Source organism: Nonomuraea sp. LP-02 (assembly GCF_036289125.1).
Classification (GTDB): Bacteria; Actinomycetota; Actinomycetes; order Streptosporangiales; family Streptosporangiaceae; genus Nonomuraea; species Nonomuraea bangladeshensis.
In genome coordinates this window covers 1,051,111-1,072,488 of record NZ_JAXCLK010000002.1, presented here as the reverse complement: position 1 = coordinate 1,072,488, position 21,378 = coordinate 1,051,111, and the positions used below count along the sequence as shown (strand labels likewise).

At 70.5% G+C, this 21,378-nt stretch carries 21 protein-coding genes; 16 read left to right on the top strand and 5 right to left on the bottom strand.

All coding sequences use genetic code 11. The features are described from left to right. The 3 genes from SMD20_RS48300 to SMD20_RS48290 form a co-directional block, all read right to left on the bottom strand. Positions 1-2,429 (bottom strand): hypothetical protein (locus SMD20_RS48300; protein ID WP_329594737.1); only part of this gene is annotated, 2,429 nt, incomplete at its 3' end. Between the two features lie 283 nt (positions 2,430-2,712). After that, positions 2,713-3,660, bottom strand: a complete 948-nt coding sequence (locus SMD20_RS48295; RefSeq protein ID WP_329594735.1) for a sugar kinase — start codon at positions 3,658-3,660, stop codon at positions 2,713-2,715. Further along, the gene (locus SMD20_RS48290) at positions 3,653-4,306 is read right to left on the bottom strand and encodes a bifunctional 4-hydroxy-2-oxoglutarate aldolase/2-dehydro-3-deoxy-phosphogluconate aldolase (protein WP_329594734.1); all 654 of its coding nucleotides are present in this window, start codon (positions 4,304-4,306) and stop codon (positions 3,653-3,655) included. The genes SMD20_RS48295 and SMD20_RS48290 overlap by 8 nt, the downstream gene beginning before the upstream one ends. A 162-nt stretch (positions 4,307-4,468) precedes the next feature. Here SMD20_RS48290 and SMD20_RS48285 point away from each other — a divergent pair, with 162 nt between their 5' ends. The 12 genes from SMD20_RS48285 to SMD20_RS48610 all read left to right on the top strand — a co-directional run bounded on the left by SMD20_RS48285 (position 4,469) and on the right by SMD20_RS48610 (position 15,320). Further along, a complete protein-coding gene (locus SMD20_RS48285) occupies positions 4,469-5,290 on the top strand; it encodes an IclR family transcriptional regulator (RefSeq protein WP_329594732.1) in 822 nt (273 codons plus the stop codon). Positions 5,291-5,335: 45 nt separating this feature from the next. After that, positions 5,336-6,073, top strand: a complete 738-nt coding sequence (locus SMD20_RS48280) for a creatininase family protein (protein WP_329594730.1) — start codon at positions 5,336-5,338, stop codon at positions 6,071-6,073. After that, the gene (locus SMD20_RS48275; protein ID WP_329594728.1) at positions 6,070-6,831 is read left to right on the top strand and encodes an amidohydrolase family protein; all 762 of its coding nucleotides are present in this window, start codon (positions 6,070-6,072) and stop codon (positions 6,829-6,831) included. Before SMD20_RS48280 ends, SMD20_RS48275 begins: the two co-directional genes overlap by 4 nt. Then, entirely contained in the window at positions 6,828-7,934 is a 1,107-nt protein-coding gene (locus tag SMD20_RS48270) for a mandelate racemase/muconate lactonizing enzyme family protein (RefSeq protein ID WP_329594727.1), read from the top strand. The genes SMD20_RS48275 and SMD20_RS48270 overlap by 4 nt, the downstream gene beginning before the upstream one ends. Next, complete coding sequence (locus SMD20_RS48265; protein ID WP_329594726.1) at positions 7,931-8,818, top strand: amidohydrolase family protein; 888 nt, start codon at positions 7,931-7,933, stop codon at positions 8,816-8,818. The genes SMD20_RS48270 and SMD20_RS48265 overlap by 4 nt, the downstream gene beginning before the upstream one ends. Next, the gene (locus tag SMD20_RS48260; RefSeq protein WP_329594724.1) at positions 8,808-9,551 is read left to right on the top strand and encodes an amidohydrolase family protein; all 744 of its coding nucleotides are present in this window, start codon (positions 8,808-8,810) and stop codon (positions 9,549-9,551) included. Before SMD20_RS48265 ends, SMD20_RS48260 begins: the two co-directional genes overlap by 11 nt. Before the next feature lie 120 nt (positions 9,552-9,671). Continuing rightward, entirely contained in the window at positions 9,672-10,661 is a 990-nt protein-coding gene (locus tag SMD20_RS48255; RefSeq protein ID WP_329594722.1) for a dihydrodipicolinate synthase family protein, read from the top strand. Positions 10,662-10,742: 81 nt separating this feature from the next. Then, on the top strand, positions 10,743-12,104 hold the full coding sequence (locus SMD20_RS48250; RefSeq protein WP_329594720.1) for an ABC transporter substrate-binding protein: 1,362 nt from the start codon (positions 10,743-10,745) through the stop codon (positions 12,102-12,104). Positions 12,105-12,182: 78 nt separating this feature from the next. Beyond that, positions 12,183-13,061: a carbohydrate ABC transporter permease gene (locus SMD20_RS48245; RefSeq protein ID WP_329594718.1), complete on the top strand. Its 879-nt coding sequence runs from the start codon at positions 12,183-12,185 to the stop codon at positions 13,059-13,061. After that, a complete protein-coding gene (locus SMD20_RS48240) occupies positions 13,045-13,989 on the top strand; it encodes a carbohydrate ABC transporter permease (RefSeq protein ID WP_329594716.1) in 945 nt (314 codons plus the stop codon). Before SMD20_RS48245 ends, SMD20_RS48240 begins: the two co-directional genes overlap by 17 nt. 25 nt (positions 13,990-14,014) lie before the next feature. Beyond that, positions 14,015-14,818, top strand: coding sequence for an SDR family NAD(P)-dependent oxidoreductase (locus tag SMD20_RS48235; protein WP_329594714.1), 804 nt, complete (start codon positions 14,015-14,017; stop codon positions 14,816-14,818). 190 nt (positions 14,819-15,008) lie between these two features. Continuing rightward, on the top strand, positions 15,009-15,320 hold the full coding sequence (locus tag SMD20_RS48610) for a histidine kinase (RefSeq protein ID WP_442942657.1): 312 nt from the start codon (positions 15,009-15,011) through the stop codon (positions 15,318-15,320). Between the two features lie 67 nt (positions 15,321-15,387). Here the strand turns inward: SMD20_RS48610 and SMD20_RS48230 are convergent, their stop codons facing one another. After that, the gene (locus SMD20_RS48230) at positions 15,388-16,002 is read right to left on the bottom strand and encodes a TetR/AcrR family transcriptional regulator (protein WP_329594712.1); all 615 of its coding nucleotides are present in this window, start codon (positions 16,000-16,002) and stop codon (positions 15,388-15,390) included. Between the two features lie 112 nt (positions 16,003-16,114). Between SMD20_RS48230 and SMD20_RS48225 the strand changes: the two genes are divergently transcribed. Together SMD20_RS48225 and SMD20_RS48220 are read left to right on the top strand one after the other, a co-directional pair. Next, positions 16,115-16,930 carry an SDR family NAD(P)-dependent oxidoreductase gene (locus SMD20_RS48225; protein WP_329594710.1) on the top strand — a complete coding sequence of 272 codons (816 nt, stop codon included), beginning with the start codon at positions 16,115-16,117 and terminating at the stop codon, positions 16,928-16,930. Between the two features lie 70 nt (positions 16,931-17,000). Then, positions 17,001-17,591 carry an rRNA adenine N-6-methyltransferase family protein gene (locus SMD20_RS48220; protein ID WP_329594708.1) on the top strand — a complete coding sequence of 197 codons (591 nt, stop codon included), beginning with the start codon at positions 17,001-17,003 and terminating at the stop codon, positions 17,589-17,591. Between the two features lie 165 nt (positions 17,592-17,756). Here the strand turns inward: SMD20_RS48220 and SMD20_RS48215 are convergent, their stop codons facing one another. Further along, a complete protein-coding gene (locus SMD20_RS48215) occupies positions 17,757-18,884 on the bottom strand; it encodes a helix-turn-helix domain-containing protein (RefSeq protein ID WP_329594705.1) in 1,128 nt (375 codons plus the stop codon). A 283-nt stretch (positions 18,885-19,167) separates the two neighbouring features. On the opposite strand from SMD20_RS48215, the gene SMD20_RS48210 reads away from it, so the two are divergent. Beyond that, positions 19,168-20,529: a flavin-containing monooxygenase gene (locus SMD20_RS48210; RefSeq protein WP_329594703.1), complete on the top strand. Its 1,362-nt coding sequence runs from the start codon at positions 19,168-19,170 to the stop codon at positions 20,527-20,529. Beyond that, complete coding sequence (locus SMD20_RS48205) at positions 20,526-21,377, top strand: SDR family NAD(P)-dependent oxidoreductase (protein ID WP_329594701.1); 852 nt, start codon at positions 20,526-20,528, stop codon at positions 21,375-21,377. The genes SMD20_RS48210 and SMD20_RS48205 overlap by 4 nt, the downstream gene beginning before the upstream one ends. Position 21,378 lies beyond the last annotated feature (1 nt).

The window sequence follows — 21,378 nt, the reverse complement described above, 5'->3', positions numbered from 1 at the left end:
CAGAGCACGATCCTTCGGCCGGTGCGGTACTTCTTCCCGTTGACGATGATCCACTTCAGGTCGGGCAGCGGCGGTGTCTCGACCACCACGTTCTTGGGCTTGTGGTGCCAGTCGCCGCTGTACTCCACCTTGAGGGTGTCCTTGTTCTTGCCTTCCAACTTGAAGCGCAGCGTGACCGGGCCGAACTTGGTGGGGACCTTCTCGAAACGGGTCTGCTTCTCGGCGGAAAGCCACTCCAGCGGGCAGAGCCGCAGCAACTGCAACTGGTCGGGGACGAGGCTGTCGTCGATCACCGAGTGGAGGAGGCACCAGGTGATGATGGGGTAGGAGAAGAGGTTGCCGTAGATCGCGTTGCGGTGCTCGCTGGAGATGTAGGTGTCCTGGGAGAGTCCGCCGGTGAGCAGGCCGTACAACCCCTCGATGAAGGGCGCCCGCTCCCCCAGCTGCCAGGTGTGGAACATGTTCCAGCTGTAGCAGGGCTCGGCCGAGGACTGCTCGTGATCGAGGATGGCGCGGTCCAGCGCGTTGTGGTGTACCGGGTCGAACAGCTTGGTGTTGGGGCCCACCCGGAAGAACTCGACGAACGACTTCATCATCGGGTCGGAGGCCGGCATCAGCCCGGCCCACACCGACATCAGCGCGCCGGTGTCGAGCATGGTGAAGGCGTCCCAGACGCCCTCGCCCGCGAACTGCGGCCGGAAGACCGGCCACTGCTTGCCCTCGGCGTCGGTCCACTTCGCCGACCGCTCGGCGAGGTCGCGGACGGCCTGGACGAACGTCGTACGGAAGGTGTTCGCAAACGTGGCGAACTCGTCGGCACGGGGGTGCTTGATCCGCTGCAGGAACTCGACGGCGGAGGCGAGCCCCTTGTAGGTGAAGCACTGGCTGATGAAGCCCTGGGTCTCGACGCCTTCGTCGGTGGAGTGACCGGGGGGCATCAGGCCCTTGACGCCGCTGTGGTTGGTGAGCGCGCAGGCCTGGACGATGTACTCGCACGCCTTGACGATGACGTCGGTCCACTTGGCGATGAACGCCGGACGGTTGGTCAGCAGTGCGTGCACCGACAGGATCTCCAGGATCGCGCCATGGTCGCTGATCCAGTCGATGGCCTGCAACGTCTTGGGGGTCGACAGGTACCCCGGGTAGGAGCCACCGGCGAAGACGGCGCCCGGCGGGGTCCGCGTCCCCTGGGTGGCCTTGTAGATCTCGATGTGGTTCTCGACGACGTCGTGGTAGCCGAGCCGGTCCAGGAACATGTGGCTGACCATGGAGGTCGGCGTGCTCCACAGCACGTCGTAGGCGTACGAGCCGGACAGGAAGGTGAACAGCCCGGTGTCGGGACTCTTCTCCGCGACCACCTGGGCGAGTTGCGGACCGCGGCGCATGACCTGGTTGACGTAGTTCTCCGGGGTGTCGACGACCGCGATCGTCGGCGCGTTCGCCTTCCAGAACGCCTGGCACTTGGCGAGCGCCGCGTCGCGGCCGAGCTCGGCCTCGGCCTTGGCGTCGGCGAGCGGCGCGGGGATCATCGGGATCAGCACGTCGATGTGGGCCCCGACCGTCGCGGGCAGGCCGAGCCGCAGGTCGTACACGCCCTTGACCTTGTTCTCGGTCATGGCGATGGAGCCCTTGTCGGCGGTGGTCACCATGACCTTGACGTTGCCCTCGGCATCGGTGATGGGCACCGTGATGGGCTTTCCGGTCGGGTTCCACACCCGGCCCATCGTCAGGCCCGTGAGGATCGGCGCCGTCTGGGGGAAGACGGTGAGGGGCACTCCGTCCTCGTCCTGGTACGGCCCCGCGGGCTTCATGTACGACCCGCTGAGCCAGAGCTGGAACACGAAGTCCTTCACCGCGCTGACCGGGTCGACGTGGGTGACCTCGAAGCGGGTCCAGGAGTACAGCGGCTCGGTCGCCGTCTGGACGGTCTGCTCGCCCGGGACGTGCGCGAAGACCGATTGCTTGATGACCAGGCCCTCTTGGCGGCGGTGCTCGGTCCACAGGACCGGGGCGTCGCTGTCCTCCTCCCAGCCCTGCTTGCCCTGGCCGAGGTCGTCGTCCCAGACCTCGTACTGGAAGGCGGGGAAGGGCCGGAAGCCGCCGCCGCGCATGGGCATGACGACGGTCGTCTGGAAGTTCTTCCCATGCCAGGGCTGGGTGTTGGGCTTGGCCGCCATGACCCAGCTGGGGTCGCAGATGAGCGCGCCGTTGTAGACGACGTTGAACCGGAAGAGGTGGCCCTTCCAGCCGATGGGCGTCCAGACGTTGCGCTGCGCCGGCCACCAGTGCTTGGAGCGCTCGACGTTCGGCTCGGGGCCGGTCGCGGCCAGGGGGGTCGGTACGAACGTGTCGGCGTGCGCAGCCGACAGTCCGGTCAGGGGGGCCGTGGCGGCCAACGCGCCTCCGGCGGCGACGGCTCCGCCGGCCATCTGGAGCATTCGGCGCCTGGATGGTTCAGTCACTTGGACAGCCTCCTCGAACGGCACTCGCACAGCGTCGGTGCCGGACGTGACGACAGGGGGGGAGGTGATTTCGCTATTCCGAAGATATGTTCGGAGTATCGATAATGGAAAACTGTGGCACCGGCATCCAGGAAAGGCAAGGGGGTTGCGTCACGGGAAGTGACAATTCGCCCGTGATGGGAGTTGTTAGACGGACAGCATGAAACTCACACTCGGCGGTGTCAGGATCCGGTGGCGGCGGGCGGCACCCTCACCGGACCGTCGTGCCGTCCGGCAGGCCGAGCAGGGTCAGCTCCGCGCGGGTCGGCGCCCCCTCCCAGTCGCCGCGCACGGCGACCGCGAAGGCTCCCGTGGTGATCGCCCGCGCCAGCCGCCCGTCCGGAGGCAGGCCGTCCAGCAGCCCGGAGAGGTATCCGGCGACGAAGGCGTCGCCGGCGCCGATCACATCGACGGCGGTGACGGGCCTGGCCGGGAGGCTGAGCGCCTCGCCGGCGGTGAACACCGTGGCGCCGGCCGCCCCGCGCTTGACGACGACCTCGGCCGCTCCCCCGTCCAGCAGCGACCGCACCCGGCCCGCCTCGTCGTCGCCGGGCGAGGCGAGCGCGAGCTCGTCCTCGGAGGCGATGACGATGTCGGCCTCGGCGGCCAGCTCGGTCAGCACCCGGCGGGCCCGCGCCTCGGACCAGAGCCGGCCGCGATGGTTCACGTCCAAGCAGACGCGCGCGCCGGCGGCTCTGGCCAGGCGGACCGCGGCGCGCACGGCCAGCGCCATGCCCTCGCCGAGGGCCGGGGTCACCCCGGTGACGTGCAGGATCCGCGGTGGATCTGGGAGCGCCGCGAACGCGTCCTCCACGTCGGGGACGGAGAGCCCGCTACCGGCCGAGCCGTGCCGGTGGTAGTCCACCCGCGTCACCCCGGTGAGACGCTCTTCGAAGACCACGATGCCGGTCGGTGCCGGGTCGGTCCGTAGCGCGTCGACGCCGACCCCCTCCGCGCGCAGCGTGCGCCGTACGAGCTCGCCGAACTGGTCGGGCCCGACGGCACCGACGAACGCGACGTCGTGCCCGAGCCGGGTCAGGCCGATGGCGACGTTGGCCTCGGCGCCCGCGACGCTCATCCGGGCGGTCCCCCCGAGCCTGACCTGGCCGTCGGCCCGCAGGCAGACCATGGCCTCGCCGAGTGTCAGAACGTCAGGCATCTCGCCCCGCCAGCCCTTCGTTCCACGCCGCGCCGAAGGCGCCCGCGCGCTCGGTGATCGCCCCCCAGCGTCGGGCCGCGACCAGGTCCGCGGAGACGAGCGCGCCGCCGATGCCGACGCCGACGCACCCCATCCGCGCGTAGGAGGCGACGTCTTCCAGGCCCACCCCGCCCGTGGGCAGCAGGGGCACGTCGTCGAGCGGTTCGCGGACGGCCCGCAGATAGCCGGCGCCGCCGAGGGCGGAGACGGGGAAGACCTTGACCGCGGCGGCGCCGTGGCCCCAGGCCAGGTCGATCTCGGTCGGGGTGAGCGCGCCGCATGCCACGGGCACACCCGCGGCGCGGGCGACGCCGAGGACGTCCGGCATGGTCGTGGGGGTCACCAGGAAGCGGGCCCCCGCGGCGATCGCCGCGTCGGCGTCGGAGGCGGTGCGCACGGTTCCGGCCCCGACGAGGATGCCCGGGTGCGCGCCCCAGCGGCGGATCACGCCGAGGGCTCCGGGGGTGGGCAGGGTCACCTCCATGACGTTCACACCGCCGCCCAGCAGGGCGGTCGCGATGGCGTCGTCGGGTTCACTCTCACGCAGGCGGATGATGGCTACAACGCCGGAAACGGTCGCTCCCGGGTTTCCTTGTTCAGCGCTCACGGGCCTCATCGTTTCGATATACTGAAATCATTATCGGAATCTCAGAATATCGGACCTCGGGGGCTGGGGTCACGTTCCGATGAGCGGCCACCGACGCCGGTGCCGCGCGAGGCACGGGAACGAGAAGCACGGGAACAACGAGCAGAAAGGCAGGACCGGTCGATGTCTGATGGTGGCAGTGGGGTGGAGCGCGCGGCGTCTCCGGGTGTGGACCGCACGCTGACCGTTCTCGAACAGCTGGTGATGACCGAGGAGGACCTCACGCTGACGGCGCTGGCCAAGGTGACCCGCATCCCGCTGGCGACCTGCGCGAGCATCGTCTACACCCTGGAGCACCGGGGATACGCCACCCGCAGGGTGGTCGGGCGCAGCCACTTCTGGCGCCCCACACTACGGCTCTACAGCCTGGCCAGCCAACTGGTCCGCAAGGTCGACCTGTCGCAGATCGCGACCGCCGAGATGCGGGCGCTCGGCGAGGAGCTGGGGATGCCCGTCCACATCGGGGTCCTGGACGGCGCGTCGGTGGTCTACGTGGCCAAGGCCGCGACCCCGGGCTTCATTCAGTTCGACACCTACCCGGGCAAGGTCGCGCCCTTCGACCTGACCGCACTGGGCCGGGCCATCGCGGCCCACCTGCCCGCCGACGAGCTCGCCGTCCTGCTGCCGCACCTGAAGGCCGGACAGGGGCCGCGGGCCGGGGATTCCAGCCCGGAGGCGTTCAAGGAGCTGCTGGAGCGGGTGCGCGCCGACGGCTACGCCTTCGAGGATGAAGAGGAGCAGGCCGAGATCTCCTGCGTGGCCGCGCCGTTCTTCGACGCGGAGGGCCGGGTCGCTGGGTCGGTCGGAGTGACCGGGTTCGCCCGCGATTTCGCCGAGGGCAGGCGCGGCCTCGCCGCGGCGGGCGTCGTCCGTCTCGGCATCGTGATATCCCGGCGGCTCGGATGTCGAACCGGGTCATTGCCATCCGAGCTCGTCGGCTCCTAGTATTCGGCCTACCGGAAATAATTACGATATAACGAAGGAAGCGTGATGGTGCCGGTAGCTCTGCGATGGTCCGAAACGGATCGCGACCGGCTGAGACGGCACCTGCCAGAGGCCGTCGTCGTCATCCCCGTCGGTGCGACCGAGCAGCATGGGCCGCACCTGCCGACCTCGACGGACACCCTCATCGCCGCCGCCGTCGCCGACGGCGCGGCGGCGGCGGCGTCCGACCGCAGCAGCAGGCCGCTGATCGTCGCCCCCACGATCGCCTGGGGCGCGTCGGACCACCACCTGCCGTACGGCGGGACGCTCTCCCTGTCACCGGAGACGCTGCTCGCCGTGATCTGCGACCTGTTCCGCTCGATCGCGGCGCAGGGCGGGCGGCGGGTGGTCCTGCTCAACGGGCACGGCGGCAACATCGGCGTCTGCCACGCCGCGGCCGCCGCGGGTTCGACCCGCTTCGACCTGTCCGTCGCACACCTGGACTACTGGCGGCTCGCCGGCACCGAAGGCGAGCCGCCGGTGCCAGGACACGCGGGAGAGTTCGAGACCTCGATGGTGCTGGCCGTCCGGCCCGACCTGGTCGGTCCGCGCGAACCCCGGACCCGGGTGCCGGAGGTCCTGACCGTCCAGGACGTGGACCTGCACTCCGGGACGGTGTGGCGCCGGATCGACGGCTTCACCGACCGTCCGGAACTGGCCCGGGTCGGCGACGGCGAACGCCGGTTGGAAGACATCGTCAACCGGGCGGCGGACCGCCTGGTCGAGATTGCGAGCGTCCTTTGATCGACTTCCACACCCATACCCCCACGTGGCGCACCACCAGTTGGCTGGGCGGCGTCACGTTCGGCGCGGACGAGTTCGTCGCCTTCATGGACTCGGCCGGTATCGAACAGGCGGTGGTCCTCAGCCACGACGGCCTCTTCGACGCCACTCCCGAGGCCAACGACGACCTCGCCGCGTTCGTCGGACAGCATCCGCGACGGCTGGCCGGCTTTGGGACCGTGCACCCGCGCCGCGCGGACGCCCCCGAGGAGGTCGACCGCATGCTCAACCGGCTCGGGCTGCGCGGCCTGAAGCTGCATCCGTGGCTGCAGGGCTTCAGCATGCACGAACTGGCGCTCGACCCGATCTGCGACGTTCTCGCCCAGAGCGGCGGCATCCTGCTCAGCCACGACGGGACACCGCCCTACTCCACCGGCGGGCAGATCGCGGCCCTGGCGCGGCGGCACCCCTCGCTCCCGGTGGTCCTGGGGCACGCAGGCCTGCACGACACCTGGCGGGAGTCGCTCGCCCTCACAATCGAGACCCCCAACCTCTACATCTGCATCTGCGGAACGCCGCCCTACGCGGCGCGCGAGATCCTCTCCCGGGCGCCCTCGCACAAGGTCCTGTTCGGCACCGACGCCGGTCTGTCGGACCGCAAGAGCCAGGACTACGCGGTGGCCCGGGTGGCCGAGATCGACGGGTGGGGGATCACCGACGAGCAGCGCCGGGCGATGCTGGTCGACAACCCCCGCGCTCTGCTGGCGGCGGGGCAGTGAGGCCGACCGTCGCCGCGATCCACACCGCGGCGATCAGCCTGGAGGTGCATCCGGACCTGGTCGTCACCGGCGCCAGGGGGACCCACGCCCGTTCGGACTTCCTGCTGGTCCGCGTGGTGACCAGCACCGGCGTCGAAGGGTACGGCGAGGTCAGCGCGACGCCGCTGTGGAGCGGCGAGGACGGCGTCAGTGCCGCTCACTTCATCCGCGAGGTCCTGGAGCCCGCCCTGGTGGGCCGGCCGCTCGCGCCGGTCGGCGGCCTGGAACTCCTGATGGACCGGCTGCTCGCGGGCAACCCGTTCACCAAGGCGGGCGTGTCCATCGCGCTGTGGGACGCGTTCGCCAGGACCCTCGACGTCCCGCTCGCCGTGGCGCTCGGCGGTCCCTACCGCGACGAGGTCCCGATCAAGCTCTCGCTGTCCGGCGACGGGGCGGCGCTGGACTCGGTCTTCCGGGCGGCGACGACGGCCGGATTCCAGGCGTTCAAGGTCAAGGTCGGCCTCGGCGTCGAAGGCGACGCCGCCCGGGTGTCCCGGGCCCGCGGGCTCGCGGGCCCCGCGGCCTTCCTGGGCGCCGACGCCAACGGAGGATGGACGCGCAGCCAGGCGGCCCGGGCGATCCCGGCGCTGGCCGAGCGGGGCGTCTCGTTCGTCGAGCAACCGGTCGCACCGGCCGATCTGGACGGCATGCGGCAGTTGCGGAGCCTCGGCCTGCCGGTGGTCGCCGACGAGTCGGTCTTCGGCATGGCCGACCTGACGGCGCTCGTACGGGCGGAGGCGGCCGACTGCGTCAGCCTCTACGTGGGCAAGAGCGGCGGCCCCGGCCGCGCCGTGGCCATGGGACGGCTCGCCTCGGCCTTCGGGGTCGACACGCTCATCGGCTCCAACGGCGAGCTGGGGATCGGCGCCGCCGCACAGCTCCATGTCGCCTGCGCACTGCCGACGTTGTCGAGGGAGTTCCCCTCCGACATCATCGGCGCGCACTACTACGCCGAGGACATCCTCGCCGAGCCGCTGGACAGCGACGGCCGTCGCGTCAGGCTCGGGGATTCACCCGGACTGGGGGTCCGGCCGCGAGCAGATCTGATGAGGGAATTCCGATGATCGTCGATGTCCACGCCCACACTCCCACCCACCGCGACACGGTGCCGCCCGAGGAGACGTGCGTCTTCACCTCCTGGCGCACCGACCGTCCCGTCGTCACCACGAACACCTGGGCCGACTTCGACAGGGCCATGTCCGCGGCGGACGTCGCGATCGTGTTCAACATCGCGGTGGCCGACCCGGCCGCCGCGACCGGCATACCGCACGCTCCGGAACGGACCAACGACGCGACCGCGGAGTTCGTGGCGAACGACCCCGCCCGCCGTATCGGGTTCATGTCCGTCGACCCCACGTCCACCGACTGCATCCAGGAGGCCGAGCGATGTCGCGAGATGGGGCTCGTCGGCGTCAAGCTCGGTCCCAACTACCAGAACTTCGACCCGCTCGGGGAGCCCGCGCTGGCGTTCTACGCCTACTGCGAGAAGAACGCGCTCCCCATCCTCTTCCACCAGGGGGCCTCACCGATCCGCGCGGCGCCGCTGCGCTACACCTACCCGCTGGTGACCGACGAGGTCGCGCTGCGCTTCCCCGAGCTGCGCATCGTCATGGCCCACATGGGCCACCCCTGGGGGAAGGAGACCGTGGCGACGATCCGCAAGCACCCCCACGTCTACGCCGACGTCTCCTCCATCTATCTGCGGCCGTGGGTCTGCTACGAGTCGCTGCTCGCCGCGGTCGAATGGGGGTGCACGCACAAGCTCCTGCTCGGCTCGGACTTCCCGATCGCCAATACCGGCGAGGCGATGGCGGGGCTGCGCGGCGTCAACAAGATCTTGGAGGGTACGGCGCTGCCGCGCGTGCCGTCCGAACTCATCGAGCAGATCATCCATGCCGACGCGCTCTCCGCACTCGGCCTGACCGTGGGAGAACCCATTGATCGTTGACGCGCACGTACGACTGGGGCGGGGACGCGAGGTCGAACTGGAGGCCGATCGGCTGATCTCGGCGATGGACGCACTGGGCGTCGACGTGGCGCTGGTGGCACCGGACGAACGCTGCATCGCCTACGACAACCGGACCGGCAACGAGCATGTGACCGCGGCGGCGGCCGCATCAGGGGGGCGGCTGATCCCGTACGCGGTAGCCAATCCGTGGCGCGGCCGAGCGGCCGTGGACGAACTGGAACGTGCCAGGGACGCCGGTGCCCGCGCTCTCAACGTGGACAGCGTGCTCCAGGGGTTCGACCTCCTCGACGGGCTCCTGGACCCGCTGCTGGACTTCGCGGCCGAGGCGGGGTGGCTCGTCTACGTCCGCACCGGCACTCCCCCGAGCGCGCTGCCGCTCCCCCTGGCCAGCCTGGCCAGACGCCGGCCGGAGACGCCGTTCGTGATGGGCCGCAGCGGCGCCACCGACTTCTGGATCGACGCGGCACCGGCGCTGCGCTACGCGCCGAACCTCTACGGCGACACCAGCTACGCGCCGTGGGACACCGTCCTGACCGAGCTGGGCCGGGATCCGGAGATCGGTCCGTCGCGGCTGGTCTTCTCCACCGACGCCCCCTACACGGTGCCCCGCTCCGAGCTGCGCCGGGTGCTGGACTGGCCGCTCGACGACGACGCGCGGCGCCAGGTGCTCGGTGGCACCATCATGCGCCTTCTGGGCCCCTCTCTCAGCTGACGCTCCCCTCTTCCCCCCCCCCGCCCTCTTGTCGCGGGGGGACCTGGGCGTCTATTGTTCCTATTTAGGAAAATAGTTTCGATATTTCGAATATAAAGCCTCATCAAGCCAGGAGGGCGAATGAACACCCAGACGAGTGCCTCTCCCACGCCGGCCTCCCTCAACGGCGACGGCCGCGGCGACGCCTCAGACATGGTTCGGGGGATCTCGCCCGTTCTCGCGGTTCCGTTCACCGACGCCGGAGACGTCGACTTCGAGGGGTTCGGCCGGGTCGTCGACCACGTCCTCGGCACGGGCGTGACGAGCGCGATGTTCCCGGGGTTCGCCTCGGAGTACTACAAGCTCACCGAGGATGAGCGCCGCGAGCTGACCGGGATCCTGCTGCGGCGGACCGCCCACCGGAAGGACTTCGCCGCGATCGTCGCGGTGCAGGACCACACCACCCGGATGGCCGTCGCGCGGGCCCGCGAGGTCGTGGCCGCCGGGGCGGACCTGATCAACCTGCTGGCGCCGCACTTCCTCAACCCCTCGCGCCGCTCCCAGGTCGAGCATGTGGCGGCGGTCCTGGCGGCGGTCGCGCCGACCCCGGTGGTACTGCAGTACGCCCCGAACGAGACGGGGGGCAGCCTCGACGCGGCCACCATCGCCGACCTGGTGCGCGCCCACCCGAACCTTCGGCTGGTCAAGGTGGAGTCCAGCCCGCCCGGACGGCTCATCGGCGAACTGGCCGCGCTCGACCCGCCGGTGACCTCACTGGAGGGCTACGCCGGTGTGCAACTGCCCGACGCCTGGCGGCGCGGCGCGGTCGGCAGCCAGCCCGGATGCTCGTTCACCGAGATCTATGTCGAGATCTGGCGCCGGCTCACCTCGGGCGACGAGGCGGGCGGCGAGGACCTGCACCGGCGCCTGTTGCCCTACATCTCGTACTGGATGCTCGACACCGAGCTCATCATCGCCGCCGAGAAGCAGATCTCGTTCCGCCGGGGTCTCATCGACAGCGCCCACTGTCGCAAGCCCGCCCACGTGCTCGACGCCGAGGAGCTCCGCCGGATCGAGGTGTTCCTCAACGAGTTCGCGGATCTGCTGCCGGATCTGTCCAGACGGAACTGAGTTCCGTCTGGAACCAAGTAATGCGACATAAGCCTAGAAATCTAGACATCACACCCAATATCACTAAGAATGGAGGTTTCCATGATGAAAGTTACACATAAGCTGCTTGCCGGTTTAATCGTCGTTCCCTGCCTGGCTCTGACCGCGTGCGGCGGAGGTGGCGGAAACGACGCGAACCAGGCCGCCGCGAAGGCACCCGACGCCAAGAGCTGGCAGCAGGACATCAAGGGCGGGCCTATCGAGGTCGGCGTGCTCCCCGCCGTCGGCACCCCCTCCCTGAAGTTCCTGGAGGACGTCGCCGCCGGGATCGAGAAGGACCACCCCGGTGCCGACCTGAAGACGACCTTCGCCAACACCAAGGCGCGCCCGGCCCTGGAGCAGAGGTGGCGCGCCGGCGACGGGCTCGACGTCGACTACACGATGTTCGACGGCACCAACCCGGCGCTGCTGGAGTGGGCCGACAGCGGCGCCCTGCTCGACCTCAAGCCCTACCTGGACCAGGTCGACCCGGCCACCGGCAAGCCCTGGCTGGACCAGTTCAGCCCGGCGGTCATGCAGTTCATGCAGCACCCGACGACCAAGAAGATCTACGGCGTCCCCTCCGAGCTGTCCCTGCAGGTGCTGTTCTACAACGCGAAGCTCTTCAAGGAGCACGGCATCACCCCGCCGGCCACCTGGGACGACCTGATCAAGGCCGCCGACCAGTTGAAGGCGGCCGGGGTGGACCCGATCGCGGTCACCGGCCTGTTCGAGCCCTACATGGGCATGTGGAGCGACAACATCTGGCTGCGCACCGTCGGATACGACAAGGTCCACGGCGTCCTCATCGAGGGCGAGGGGAACATCACCGACGACCCGGGATTCCTCAAGGGGCTGCAGATGCTCCAGGACCTGCGTGACAGGAAGGGCTTCCTCAAGGGGTTCGAGGGCACCGACTTCACCGCCGCCCAGGCCCAGTTCTTTCAGGGCAAGGCCGGCATGATCCTTATGGGCAGCTGGCTCGTCAGCGAGATGGCCGACGTGATCCCCGAGGGCTTCGAGCTGGGCGTCCTGCAGTTCCCGACCGTGACCGGCGGGACCGGCGACCAGGCGAGCATGTTCGCCGCCGCCCAGCTGATGTCGGTGTCGGCCAAGAGTGAGAACATCCCGCTGTCGCTGGAGTGGATCCGCCGGGTCACCAGCGTGGAGACCCAGACCCGCAGGTCCAACGAGATCGGCGAGGTCTCCGGGGTCAAGGGAGTGCCGAGCCCCCCCGGCCTGCCGGGCATCTCCGATGTCGTGGCCAAGGCCGACCGGCTCCAGGCGAGCTACTACGGCCTGCTGCAGTCCAAGGCCAAGGACGTCGTCTATCCCCAGATCGCCAAGCTGCTCTTCGGTAAGCAGGACGCCCAGCAGACCCTCGACAACCTCGACAAGGAACTACGCCGGGTCTACGGCAACTGAACCCCCTCAACCGAACCCGCCTCCTGGGCTCCGTTCCCGCGCCGGAGCCCGCGGCGGGTGTGAACCCCGGGAGGCCACATGCTCAAGGCGGCCCAGCGACGCATCATCGTCCCATTCCTGCTCCCCGCGCTCGCGCTGCTGGGGGTCTTCTTCCTCTATCCGCTGGTCAAGACGGTGGACCTGTCGCTGCACGAGTTCTCCCGCACGGGAACGATGCGGTTCATCGGGATCGACCAGTACCGCCTGCTGGTGGGCGACCCCGCCTTCTTCAACTCACTCAAGAACACCTTCCTGCTCACCCTCATCGGCAGCGGCATGCTGTTCCCGCCCGCCATGGCGATCGCCTGGGCCCTGTCGCAGCGCATCCACGGCGAGCGCTTCTTCAGGTTCGTGGTGTTCGCCCCGGTGGTCCTGTCGGTCGCCGTCGTCTCGCTGATGTGGAAGTTCCTCTACCACCCCACCCTCGGCCTGATCAATCCCGCGCTGGAGTCCATGGGGCTGGGCGCCCTGGCCAAGACCTGGCTCGGCGACCCCGCGACCGCCCTGGCCGCCGTGACGTTCGTGTCCGTGTGGCACGGCATCGGCATCTGGATCGTCCTGCTGTGCGCCGGCTTCGAGCGCCTGCCCACCGACGTCCTGCAGGCCGCGCGCATCGACGGGGCGGGCGAGTGGCGGGTGTTCCGCAGCATCATGCTGCCGATGATGCGCGACCTCCTGCGCATGCTCGCCATCCTGTGGGTGGTCCAGAGCCTGCAGACGTTCGCCTTCGTCTACATCATGACCGGCGGCGGCCCCTTCGGCTCGACCGAGACCGTCGGCACGCTGATGTACCGCGTGGCCTTCGACCGGGCCGAATTCGGTTACGCCGCTGCCATCGGCGTCGTGCTCGTGGTGGTCATGCTGACGGTGGCCAAGCTCCTCAACAAGGTGATGAAGCGCGATGACCTCCAGTACTGACCTGACCGAGCGCCCCGTGCCCGCCGGTCCCGCGGACACGCCCCCACCGCCCGCCCCCGCCCCGCAGTGGAAGGGCGTCTCATCCCGCCCCCGTGCGCCTTTCCGCCCGCACCACCTCTTCTTCTACCTGCTGCTCGGCGGGGTCGCGCTGTCCTCGATCAGCGCCTACGCCTGGGTCTTCAACGTGTCGATGAAGACGAACAGCGAGTTCATCTCCACGCCTCCCTGGCAGATCGCCAGCGGGTGGCGCTGGGAGAACTACGCCAACGCCTGGGACCGCGCGAACATCGGCCTGTTCTTCGGCAACAGCGTGGTCATCAGCGTCGCCTCGACCGTGGTCGGCGTCGTACTGGCCGTGTTCGCCGCCTATCCTCTGGCCCGGATCACCTTCAGGTTCAGCGGCCTGATCCTGAGCGTCTTCCTGCTCGGGCTGATGATCCCGTGGATGGTCACCTTCGCGCCGCTCTACCTGATCATGCAGGACCTCGGCCTCCTCGACAGCCAATTCGGCCTGATCCTCGTCTACGCCACCTACAACCTGCCGTTCAACGTCTTCGTCCTGGTCGGCTTCATGAAGACCCTGCCGTACGAACTGGAGGAGGCGGCGGCGATGGACGGAGCGGGGCCGGCCCGCACGTTCGTCTCGGTGATCCTCCCCCTCATGGGACCCGGGCTGGCGTCGGTCGCCATCATCAGCTTCCTGCAGAACTGGAACGAGTTCTTCTACGCGCTGCTGCTGATCCACTCGCCGGAGAAGATGCCCCTGCCGCTCGGGCTGTTCCAACTGGGTCAGGCCGCCGACTACGGCACCAACTGGGCCACGCTGTTCGCAGGGATGATGATCACGGTCACCCCTGTACTCTTCGGATTCGCCGTACTTCAGAAGCAGATCACCAAGGGTCTGACGGCCGGCGCGCTCAAGGGCTGAGCCGAGAGGCGAGAGAGGAAGATCCATGTCATCCGGTTCTCGGGACGCGGCCGCACCGCGCCGCGCGCTGATCACCGGCGCCGGCGGAGGCATCGGAGCGGCGATCGCCCGCGTCCTCCACGCCGAAGGCGCCGCGGTGATCGTCACCGACGTCGACCTGGACGCGGCGCGCGCGGTCGCGGACGGGATCGAGGACGCCGAGGCCGTCCACCTCGACGTGCGCTCGGAGAAGTCCGTCCGGTCGGCGGTCGGCTCGATCACCTCGCGCCACGGTCCCCTGGACGTCCTGGTCAACAACGCCGCCGTCTGCAGCAACATCGAGTTCGAATCGGTGCCCGAGTCGGTCTGGTCGATCGACGTGGACGTCGTCCTCGGCGGGGCGATCCGCCTGTGCCAGGCGGTCCTGCCGGGCATGCGCGAGGTCAGGCGGGGATCCGTGGTCAACGTGGCCTCGGTCAACGGCCACCGCTACTTCGGCAACGACACCTACAGCGCCGCCAAGGCCGGGCTGCTCAACCTCACCCGCGGCCTGGCCGCCCAGTACGGGCCGTACGGCGTGCGGGTCAACTCGGTGTCGCCCGGTACGATCGCCACCCCGGCCTGGGAGGACCGGCTCGCGACCGACCCGCACGCCCTGGAAGAGGCGGCCCGGTGGTACCCGATGGGACGGGTCGGCACCGTGGACGACGTCGCCGAGGCCGTCGCGTTCCTGGCGGGCGACCGCGCCTCCTGGATCAACGGGATCGACCTGCCCGTGGACGGCGGCCTCCTGGCCGGGAGCCGAGCCATGGCGGTAGACATCGGCGCGGCCGTCGTCGACGCCGGCTGACCTCCGGAGCCCCGGCCGGGGCGGGGTTCGCCGGCCCGGCCTCGGCCCTGTTCTCGTACGGCCACGGCGAATCATCGCAGCGGATCGCGCGGACTCGGGAGCCGCGGGAGAGGGGGTGAAGGCCGCCCCTTCGCTCAGGAGCTCGTGGACCGGGTGATCCTGCTGCTGGGCTGGTTCGTGGCCGCCGGGGGTGGGCGGGACGGTGAGCCGGCACCGGCAGGCCTATCTGGAGCAGGCCGAGCGGGCCCGGGAGGAGACCGCGCTGCGCCGCGCCGGGGAAGAGCGGCTGCGCATAGCCCGCGAACTGCACGACTCGCTCACCCACAGCATCTCGGTCATCAAGGTGCAGGCAGGGGTGACCATCACCTCGCACGCAACCGTGGCGAGGAGGTGCCCGGCGCGCTGCTGGCGATCCAGGAGGCCAGCGCCGACGCCATGTGCGAGCTGCGAGCAGCCGCGAACACCACGTTCGGGTGTCTCCACACGGAGGTCCGGCCAGTAGCAACTGTGGCGCAGCGCCCGCGTCTCACCGTCGGCATCGGCGCCGGGCGGCGGCAGCCCCCCATTGATCAGCGGGCAGAACCGCCGATGTCCGGTCGCATGGCTTTGAGGAAGGCGTCGACGAGGGCGTCGGCGTACTGGGGGGTGAGCGGGCCTGAGCGCAGCAGCCAGCGCTGGTAGAGGGGGGCGTACAGCAGTTCGAGCGCCAGGTCGAGGTCGGCGCCTGCGGCGAGCTGCCCGGCCCGCTGTGCGCTGCGCAGCCGGGCCTTCTTGGCCTCGTCCACCGGGCCGGCCAGTTTCTCGTGGTATTGGGCGGCCAGGGCCGGGTCGTTGATGATCTCGGTGTTGAGGGCGCGGATCGGCGCCTCGAAGGCCGGGTCGGCGAACTCGGCCACCGTGGCCCGCATCACCGTTTTGAGGTCGGCCTCCAGGTCGCCGGTGTCGGGCAGCGCCATGTCCTGTTCCGGCCCGCCCTCGCTGAGCGCCAGGAAGGCGTCCAGGACAACCGCGCCCTTGGAGGGCCACCAGCGGTAGATGGTCTGCTTGCCGACGCCGGCGCGGGCGGCGATGGCCTCGATGCTCAGCTTGGCGTAGCCCATCTCGGTGATCAGCTCGCGGGCGGCGGTGAGGATGGCCTGCCGGGAGCGCTGGCTGCGGCGGGCGGGGTCGGGCTGCTTGGCCATGCCGGGATCGTACCACCGAGTGAGACGAGACGATCCGTCTTGACAATGATGCGAGGCGAGACGTACCGTCTTGTCTCGTTGCACTGAAGCCGAGTACGAGGAGGTGAAGCCCATGAGCCGCGTATGGTTCATCACGGGCGCGTCACGAGGACTGGGCCGGGCGTTCACGGAGGCGGCGCTGCAAGCGGGCGACCGGGTCATCGGGGCCGCCCGCAATGTCGAGCCGCTCGCCGACCTGGTCCGGAGCTTTCCCGACAACCTAGTACCGCTACCGCTCGACGTCACCGACCGCGCGGCCGTGTTCGCCGGCGTGGAGCGGGCGGCAGCGGCCTTCGGCAGGCTCGACATCGTGGTCAACAACGCCGGCGTCATGCTCCTCGGCATGCTGGAGGAGGCGACGGAAGAGCAGATCCGGGCCCACTTCGACGTCAACCTGTTCGGCGCGGTCTGGGTCACCCAGGCCGTACTGCCGCACCTGCGCGCCCAGGGCGGCGGACGGATCCTCCAGATCACCACGATGGGCACCGGCGGCGGCTTCCCCATGGTCGGCCTGTACGCGGCCGGCAAGTCGGCGCTCGACTCGGTCTCCGAGGCCGTGGCGGGAGAGGCCGCGCAGTTCGGCGTCAAGCTGACCATCGTGCAGATGGGCGGCTACGACACCGGCCTGTTCACCACGGGCACCACGATGACCTCCCCCGCCCCGCACTATCAGGAACTGCGCGACAAGCTGATCGAGATGTGGGGCGACGATGCCGGGCCCGCCCCGGAGACCGCCGCTCCGGTGATCATGGAGCTGGTGGACCTGCCGGAGCCGCCGTTGCGTCTCATCGTCGGCGCCGCGTCCTACGACATGGTCCAGCAGGACCTTCAGGACCGGGTGGCGAAGTACCGCGCCTGGGAGGACCTCAGCCGCAGAGCGCCGGGATGACCCGCCCGCAGGACGAACAGAGCGCGCCTGCCGGGGCGCTCCCGACGGAACACCCCGGCAGGGCGGCACGGTGACGCGCGATCACGCCTTCGGTGACCGGCCATCCTCCCGGACCACGAGCAGGGCCGGCGGCGCCCCCATCACCGCGGACCGGGCGCGACGCACGCTTTCACAGAACTTCCTGGCCGACCGCCAGGCCATCGGTCTCGTGATCAGGGCAGCAGACCCGGCGGGGCTGGTGCTGGAGCCGGGGGCGGGCGCTGGAGCGCTGACCCTGGCACTGGCCGGTGCGGGCGCGCAAGTGATCGGCTACGAGATCGATCCGCGCCTGGCCCGGCGGCTGGCCGCACGCACACGCGATGATCCCCGCGTCGAGGTGGTGCACGGCGACTTCACCACCGCGCCGGTGCCGGGACGGCCGTTCGCGGTCGTGGGGAACATACCGTACTCGGCGACGTCGAAGATCGTGAAGTCGTGGTCATCGCTTCTCACGCTACCGCTGAAGCCTGCCGTCGACACAGACGACCAGCGCCATCGGCACGTGATCGCGGACCGGCTCACCCTGCTCCCGCGCGATGGCCAACTGCTGAACCCGGTGTCGCTCCTTCCACACGCCGAGAGCGCCGATGCGGACGGCGTCGTCCGTGGATTCCGAGACTGAACCGCCGCCCCTTCAGGAAGTACGGAACGTCACCACCGGGCTCTGCGGAACGACAACTGGCGACAGCTGACACGGTGAGGCCGGCCTTGCCGAGCCAGGGCGTGTCCGGCCGGCGTGAGCCCGCCTGTGCCATCGCGACCGTCACCGCGATGCTCCACACGAGAGTCAGGCCTGTGCCAGCCAGGAGCGGCACAGCCACCAGGCGTCCACCCCGCCGAACGTGGCGGACGGGTCGATCCCGGTGACCTCGGCGAAGCGCTGCAGCCGGTTGCGCACGGTGTTGGGGTGCACGAACAGCCTCTCGGCGGCCAAGTCCACGTCCCGATCGGCCTCCAGCCAGACGCACACCGCACGGGCCACAGGCTCGGCCCGTGCGCCGAGCGCCGTCCACGCCGGCCGGTGGTGGTCGAGCAGCACCGCGGCCAGGTCGGCCCGGTCGACCACCGCGGCGAGCGCCGGCACACGGGCGACATGGATGATCCCAGCCCGGCCCGCCGACTCGGCGGCGCTCAGCGCGGCGACCGCGAGATGGCGTACGGCGGCCAGTTCCTCGGGCTCGGCGGGGCCGGCGAGCCCGGCCACCACCCCGGCCCTGGCGACACGACTCGACGGCGCCCGGCCGAGCACCGCGACCAGCAGCCCGTCCACGACCGCGCACAGGACAGGGGGTTGATCACGCAGCGAACGCTCCAGCCCTGCGGCGGCCTCGCCCGGCCGGGCGGCCAGCACCCACAGCCCGCCCGCAACGGGCAGTCCCGCCTCGGCGGCGGCCAGCGCGCCCGCCGAACCTCCGTCGAGCAGCCGCCGCAGGATGGCTGCCTCCCGGTCCCGCGTTCGCGGGCCCTGCCCGGCCGTCGTGGCATGGTGAGCGGCGATCAGCCTGGCCCGTACGGCCTCCGCCCAGTCGTCGTACAGCTCCCGCGCGTCCAGCAGGCGTTCGGCGCCGACCCCGGCCGGGCCCGCCACCTCCCGGGCCCGCGACCAGATGGCCCGCTCGGCCACGTGGATGGCCCCCAGCACCGCCTCGACGGGCACGCCCTGCCGGGCCCGCGTCACGGCGAGCTCCTCCACGAACGACAGCTCCGCCTCCGTCGGGCCGCGCCTGGCCGCCAGCGCCCGGGTCGCCGCGACGAGCAGCGCCCGGGTGTGCCCGGCGATGTCGGCTGACGGCAGGGCGGCGACCTCTCGCACCATCGTGCGCACGCCGGCCACGACCGACGACATCAGGTCGGCGTCGCCGACGACCCGTTCGATGAGGTCGACCACGGGGGTCCAGTCGTCGCGGGAGTCCACTCCGCGATCCTGCCCTGGGATTGTGCTCTGCCACAACCCGGGGCGGCAAAACCGTGCGGAGCACCATGGTCCGGCCTCCGATCAAGCCCTAGCCTTGGAGACCGCCACAACAATCCTCCGCGAGAAGGCAGCACCACGTGTCCTCGACCAGGCGCTTGCATGACTGACGTGCCGCCGGCGGCCCCGGACACGTGATGACGCGGCGGTTCCACCGTCACGGCGAGTCGTGGCCCCCGCCCCTACGCCCTCTGACGTAGCCGAGTTTTCCAGGAGAACCCCACCCATGACCCCCTCGTGCCGGGTCGCCGTGATCGGCGCCGGAGCGGCCGGACTCGCCACCACCAAGGCCCTGCTCGACGTCGGCCTCGACGTCGTCACGTTCGAGAAGGGCGATCGGCCCGGCGGGCTGTGGGCCCGCGACAACAGCAGCGGCCTGTCACCCGCCTATGCCTCCCTGCACCTCAACACCAGCAAGGGCCGCACCGAGTTCGCCGACTTCCCGATGCCCGCCGAGTGGCCGGACTACCCGTCGGCCGACCACGTGGCCGGCTACCTCGCCGACTTCGCGAAGACCTTCGGCCTGACCCCGCACCTGCGATTCGGCCATACGGTGACGCGCGTGGAGCGGGAGGGCACAGGACTCCTCCCTTGGGTCGTGACGACCGAGTCCGGAGAGGCCGGCCGTTACGACGCGGTCGTGGTCGCCAACGGCCACAACTGGGATCCCCGGATGCCCGAGCCCGGCTACCCCGGCACGTTCGACGGCAGCCAGCTGCATGCCCACGACTACCGCACCCCCGAGATCTTCCGTGACCGCCGGGTGCTGGTGGTGGGCATGGGCAACTCCGCCATGGACATCGCCGTCGACGCCTCGAACGTCGCCCGTGGCCCGGTCCTGCTCTCGGCCCGCCATGGCGTGCACATCGTGCCGAAGTACCTGTTCGGCCGGCCCGCGGACGCCACCGGCGCCGCCATGTCGGCGCTGCCGTGGCGGGTGCGCCAGCGCATCGCCGAGACGCTCCTCCGGCTGGCCGTCGGCACCCCGCAGAGCTACGGCCTGCCGGCCCCCTCCGGCGGCCTCTTCCAGAACCATCCCACGATCAGCGATACCATCCTGCACCGCCTCACCCACGGCGAGGTGACCGCACGGCCCGGCATCGACCGCCTCCACGGCGACCGCGTCGTCTTCACCGACGGCACGTCCGACCCCGTCGACGTGATCGTCTGGGCCACCGGCTACCGCGTGACCATCCCCTTCCTGACCTCCCGCTGGGTCGGTGACGACGCGGAGCGGCTGCCGCTGTACCAGCGGGTCTTCCATCTGCAGGACCCGAGCCTGGCCTTCGTGGGGCTCATGCAGTCCACCGGCGCCGCCCTGCCCGTCGTCGAGGCCCAGGCCAAGCTGGTCGCCGCCCATCTGTCCGGCCGCTACGCCCTGCCCACCCCCCTGGAGCAGCGGCGCGCCGTCGCCCGCGCCCTGCGCGCCGCCACCGAGCGGTGGGGCGGCGACCGGCGTCCCATCATGCGCATCGACTTCGACCGCTATGTCACCGGCCTGCCCCGCGAGATGAAGGCCGGCCGCGTCCGGCTGCTGCGGGGAGCCCGGCCGTTCACCCCTGCCCGCCGTGAGGAGACCCCCGCGTGAGCACGTCCCGAACCTCCCCCGGCCACCTGCGTGAGGCGCGCGGCCTGCGTGTCCTGATCACCGGCGCGTCCGGTACGTTCGGCCGGGCGATCAGTGCCCGCCTGGCCGGGCTCGGCGCCCACGTCATCGGCCTGGACCTGGCCCCGCGCTCCGACGACCCGGTCGAGGTGCTGACCTGTGACATCACCGACGACGCCGGTGTGCCCGACGCGGTGGCCGCCGCCATCGCGAAACTCGGCGGCCTCGACCTGCTGATCAACAACGCCGGCATCGGCGGGCCGGCCCCGGCCGAGCTGCCGCCCGGCGCCGAGGTGCGCCGCCAGCTCGACATCAACCTGCTCGGCGCCTGGCGCGTCACGGCCGCCTGCGTGGACGCCCTCGTCCAGTCCCGCGGCAGGGTCGTCATGCTCTCCTCGCGGATGGCCGTCATGCAGCTCCCTCTCGCGGCCGCGTACGGCGCCTCCAAACGAGCGCTCGTCGCGTACGCCGACGCGCTGCGGCTGGAGATCGGCACCCACGTGACCGTCACCTGCGTCTACCCGTCGGCGGTACGCAGCCCCATTCACGACTCGACCGCCGACGCGGGCTTGTCCCTGGAGGGCGTGAGCCGTTACGAGCCGCTGGAGGGCGTGGTCGACGCGGTGCTGCGCGCCGCGCTGGGCCGCCGCGCGCGGCGCGACCTGGCGACCACCCGCCGTGGCGCCGTCGAGCTGTTCCTGGCGCGGCACCTGCCCTCGGTCACCGACCGGATCATCGCCCGTACCCTGTCCGGCCGCGTCCGTTCCGGCGCGTTCGCCGGGGCTGAGCTGGCCGCCGGCGTCGTCGCGCGCCACGCGCGAAAGCCGTGAG

Coding starts and splice junctions, on each gene's coding strand:
- SMD20_RS48295 (WP_329594735.1), bottom strand. CDS start 3,660: ATGCCTGACGTTCTGACACTCGGCGAGGCCATGGTCTGCCTGCGGGCC.
- SMD20_RS48285 (WP_329594732.1), top strand. CDS start 4,469: ATGTCTGATGGTGGCAGTGGGGTGGAGCGCGCGGCGTCTCCGGGTGTG.
- SMD20_RS48280 (WP_329594730.1), top strand. CDS start 5,336: ATGGTGCCGGTAGCTCTGCGATGGTCCGAAACGGATCGCGACCGGCTG.
- SMD20_RS48265 (WP_329594726.1), top strand. CDS start 7,931: ATGATCGTCGATGTCCACGCCCACACTCCCACCCACCGCGACACGGTG.
- SMD20_RS48255 (WP_329594722.1), top strand. CDS start 9,672: ATGAACACCCAGACGAGTGCCTCTCCCACGCCGGCCTCCCTCAACGGC.
- SMD20_RS48250 (WP_329594720.1), top strand. CDS start 10,743: ATGATGAAAGTTACACATAAGCTGCTTGCCGGTTTAATCGTCGTTCCC.
- SMD20_RS48245 (WP_329594718.1), top strand. CDS start 12,183: ATGCTCAAGGCGGCCCAGCGACGCATCATCGTCCCATTCCTGCTCCCC.
- SMD20_RS48240 (WP_329594716.1), top strand. CDS start 13,045: ATGACCTCCAGTACTGACCTGACCGAGCGCCCCGTGCCCGCCGGTCCC.
- SMD20_RS48235 (WP_329594714.1), top strand. CDS start 14,015: ATGTCATCCGGTTCTCGGGACGCGGCCGCACCGCGCCGCGCGCTGATC.
- SMD20_RS48230 (WP_329594712.1), bottom strand. CDS start 16,002: ATGGCCAAGCAGCCCGACCCCGCCCGCCGCAGCCAGCGCTCCCGGCAG.
- SMD20_RS48225 (WP_329594710.1), top strand. CDS start 16,115: ATGAGCCGCGTATGGTTCATCACGGGCGCGTCACGAGGACTGGGCCGG.
- SMD20_RS48210 (WP_329594703.1), top strand. CDS start 19,168: ATGACCCCCTCGTGCCGGGTCGCCGTGATCGGCGCCGGAGCGGCCGGA.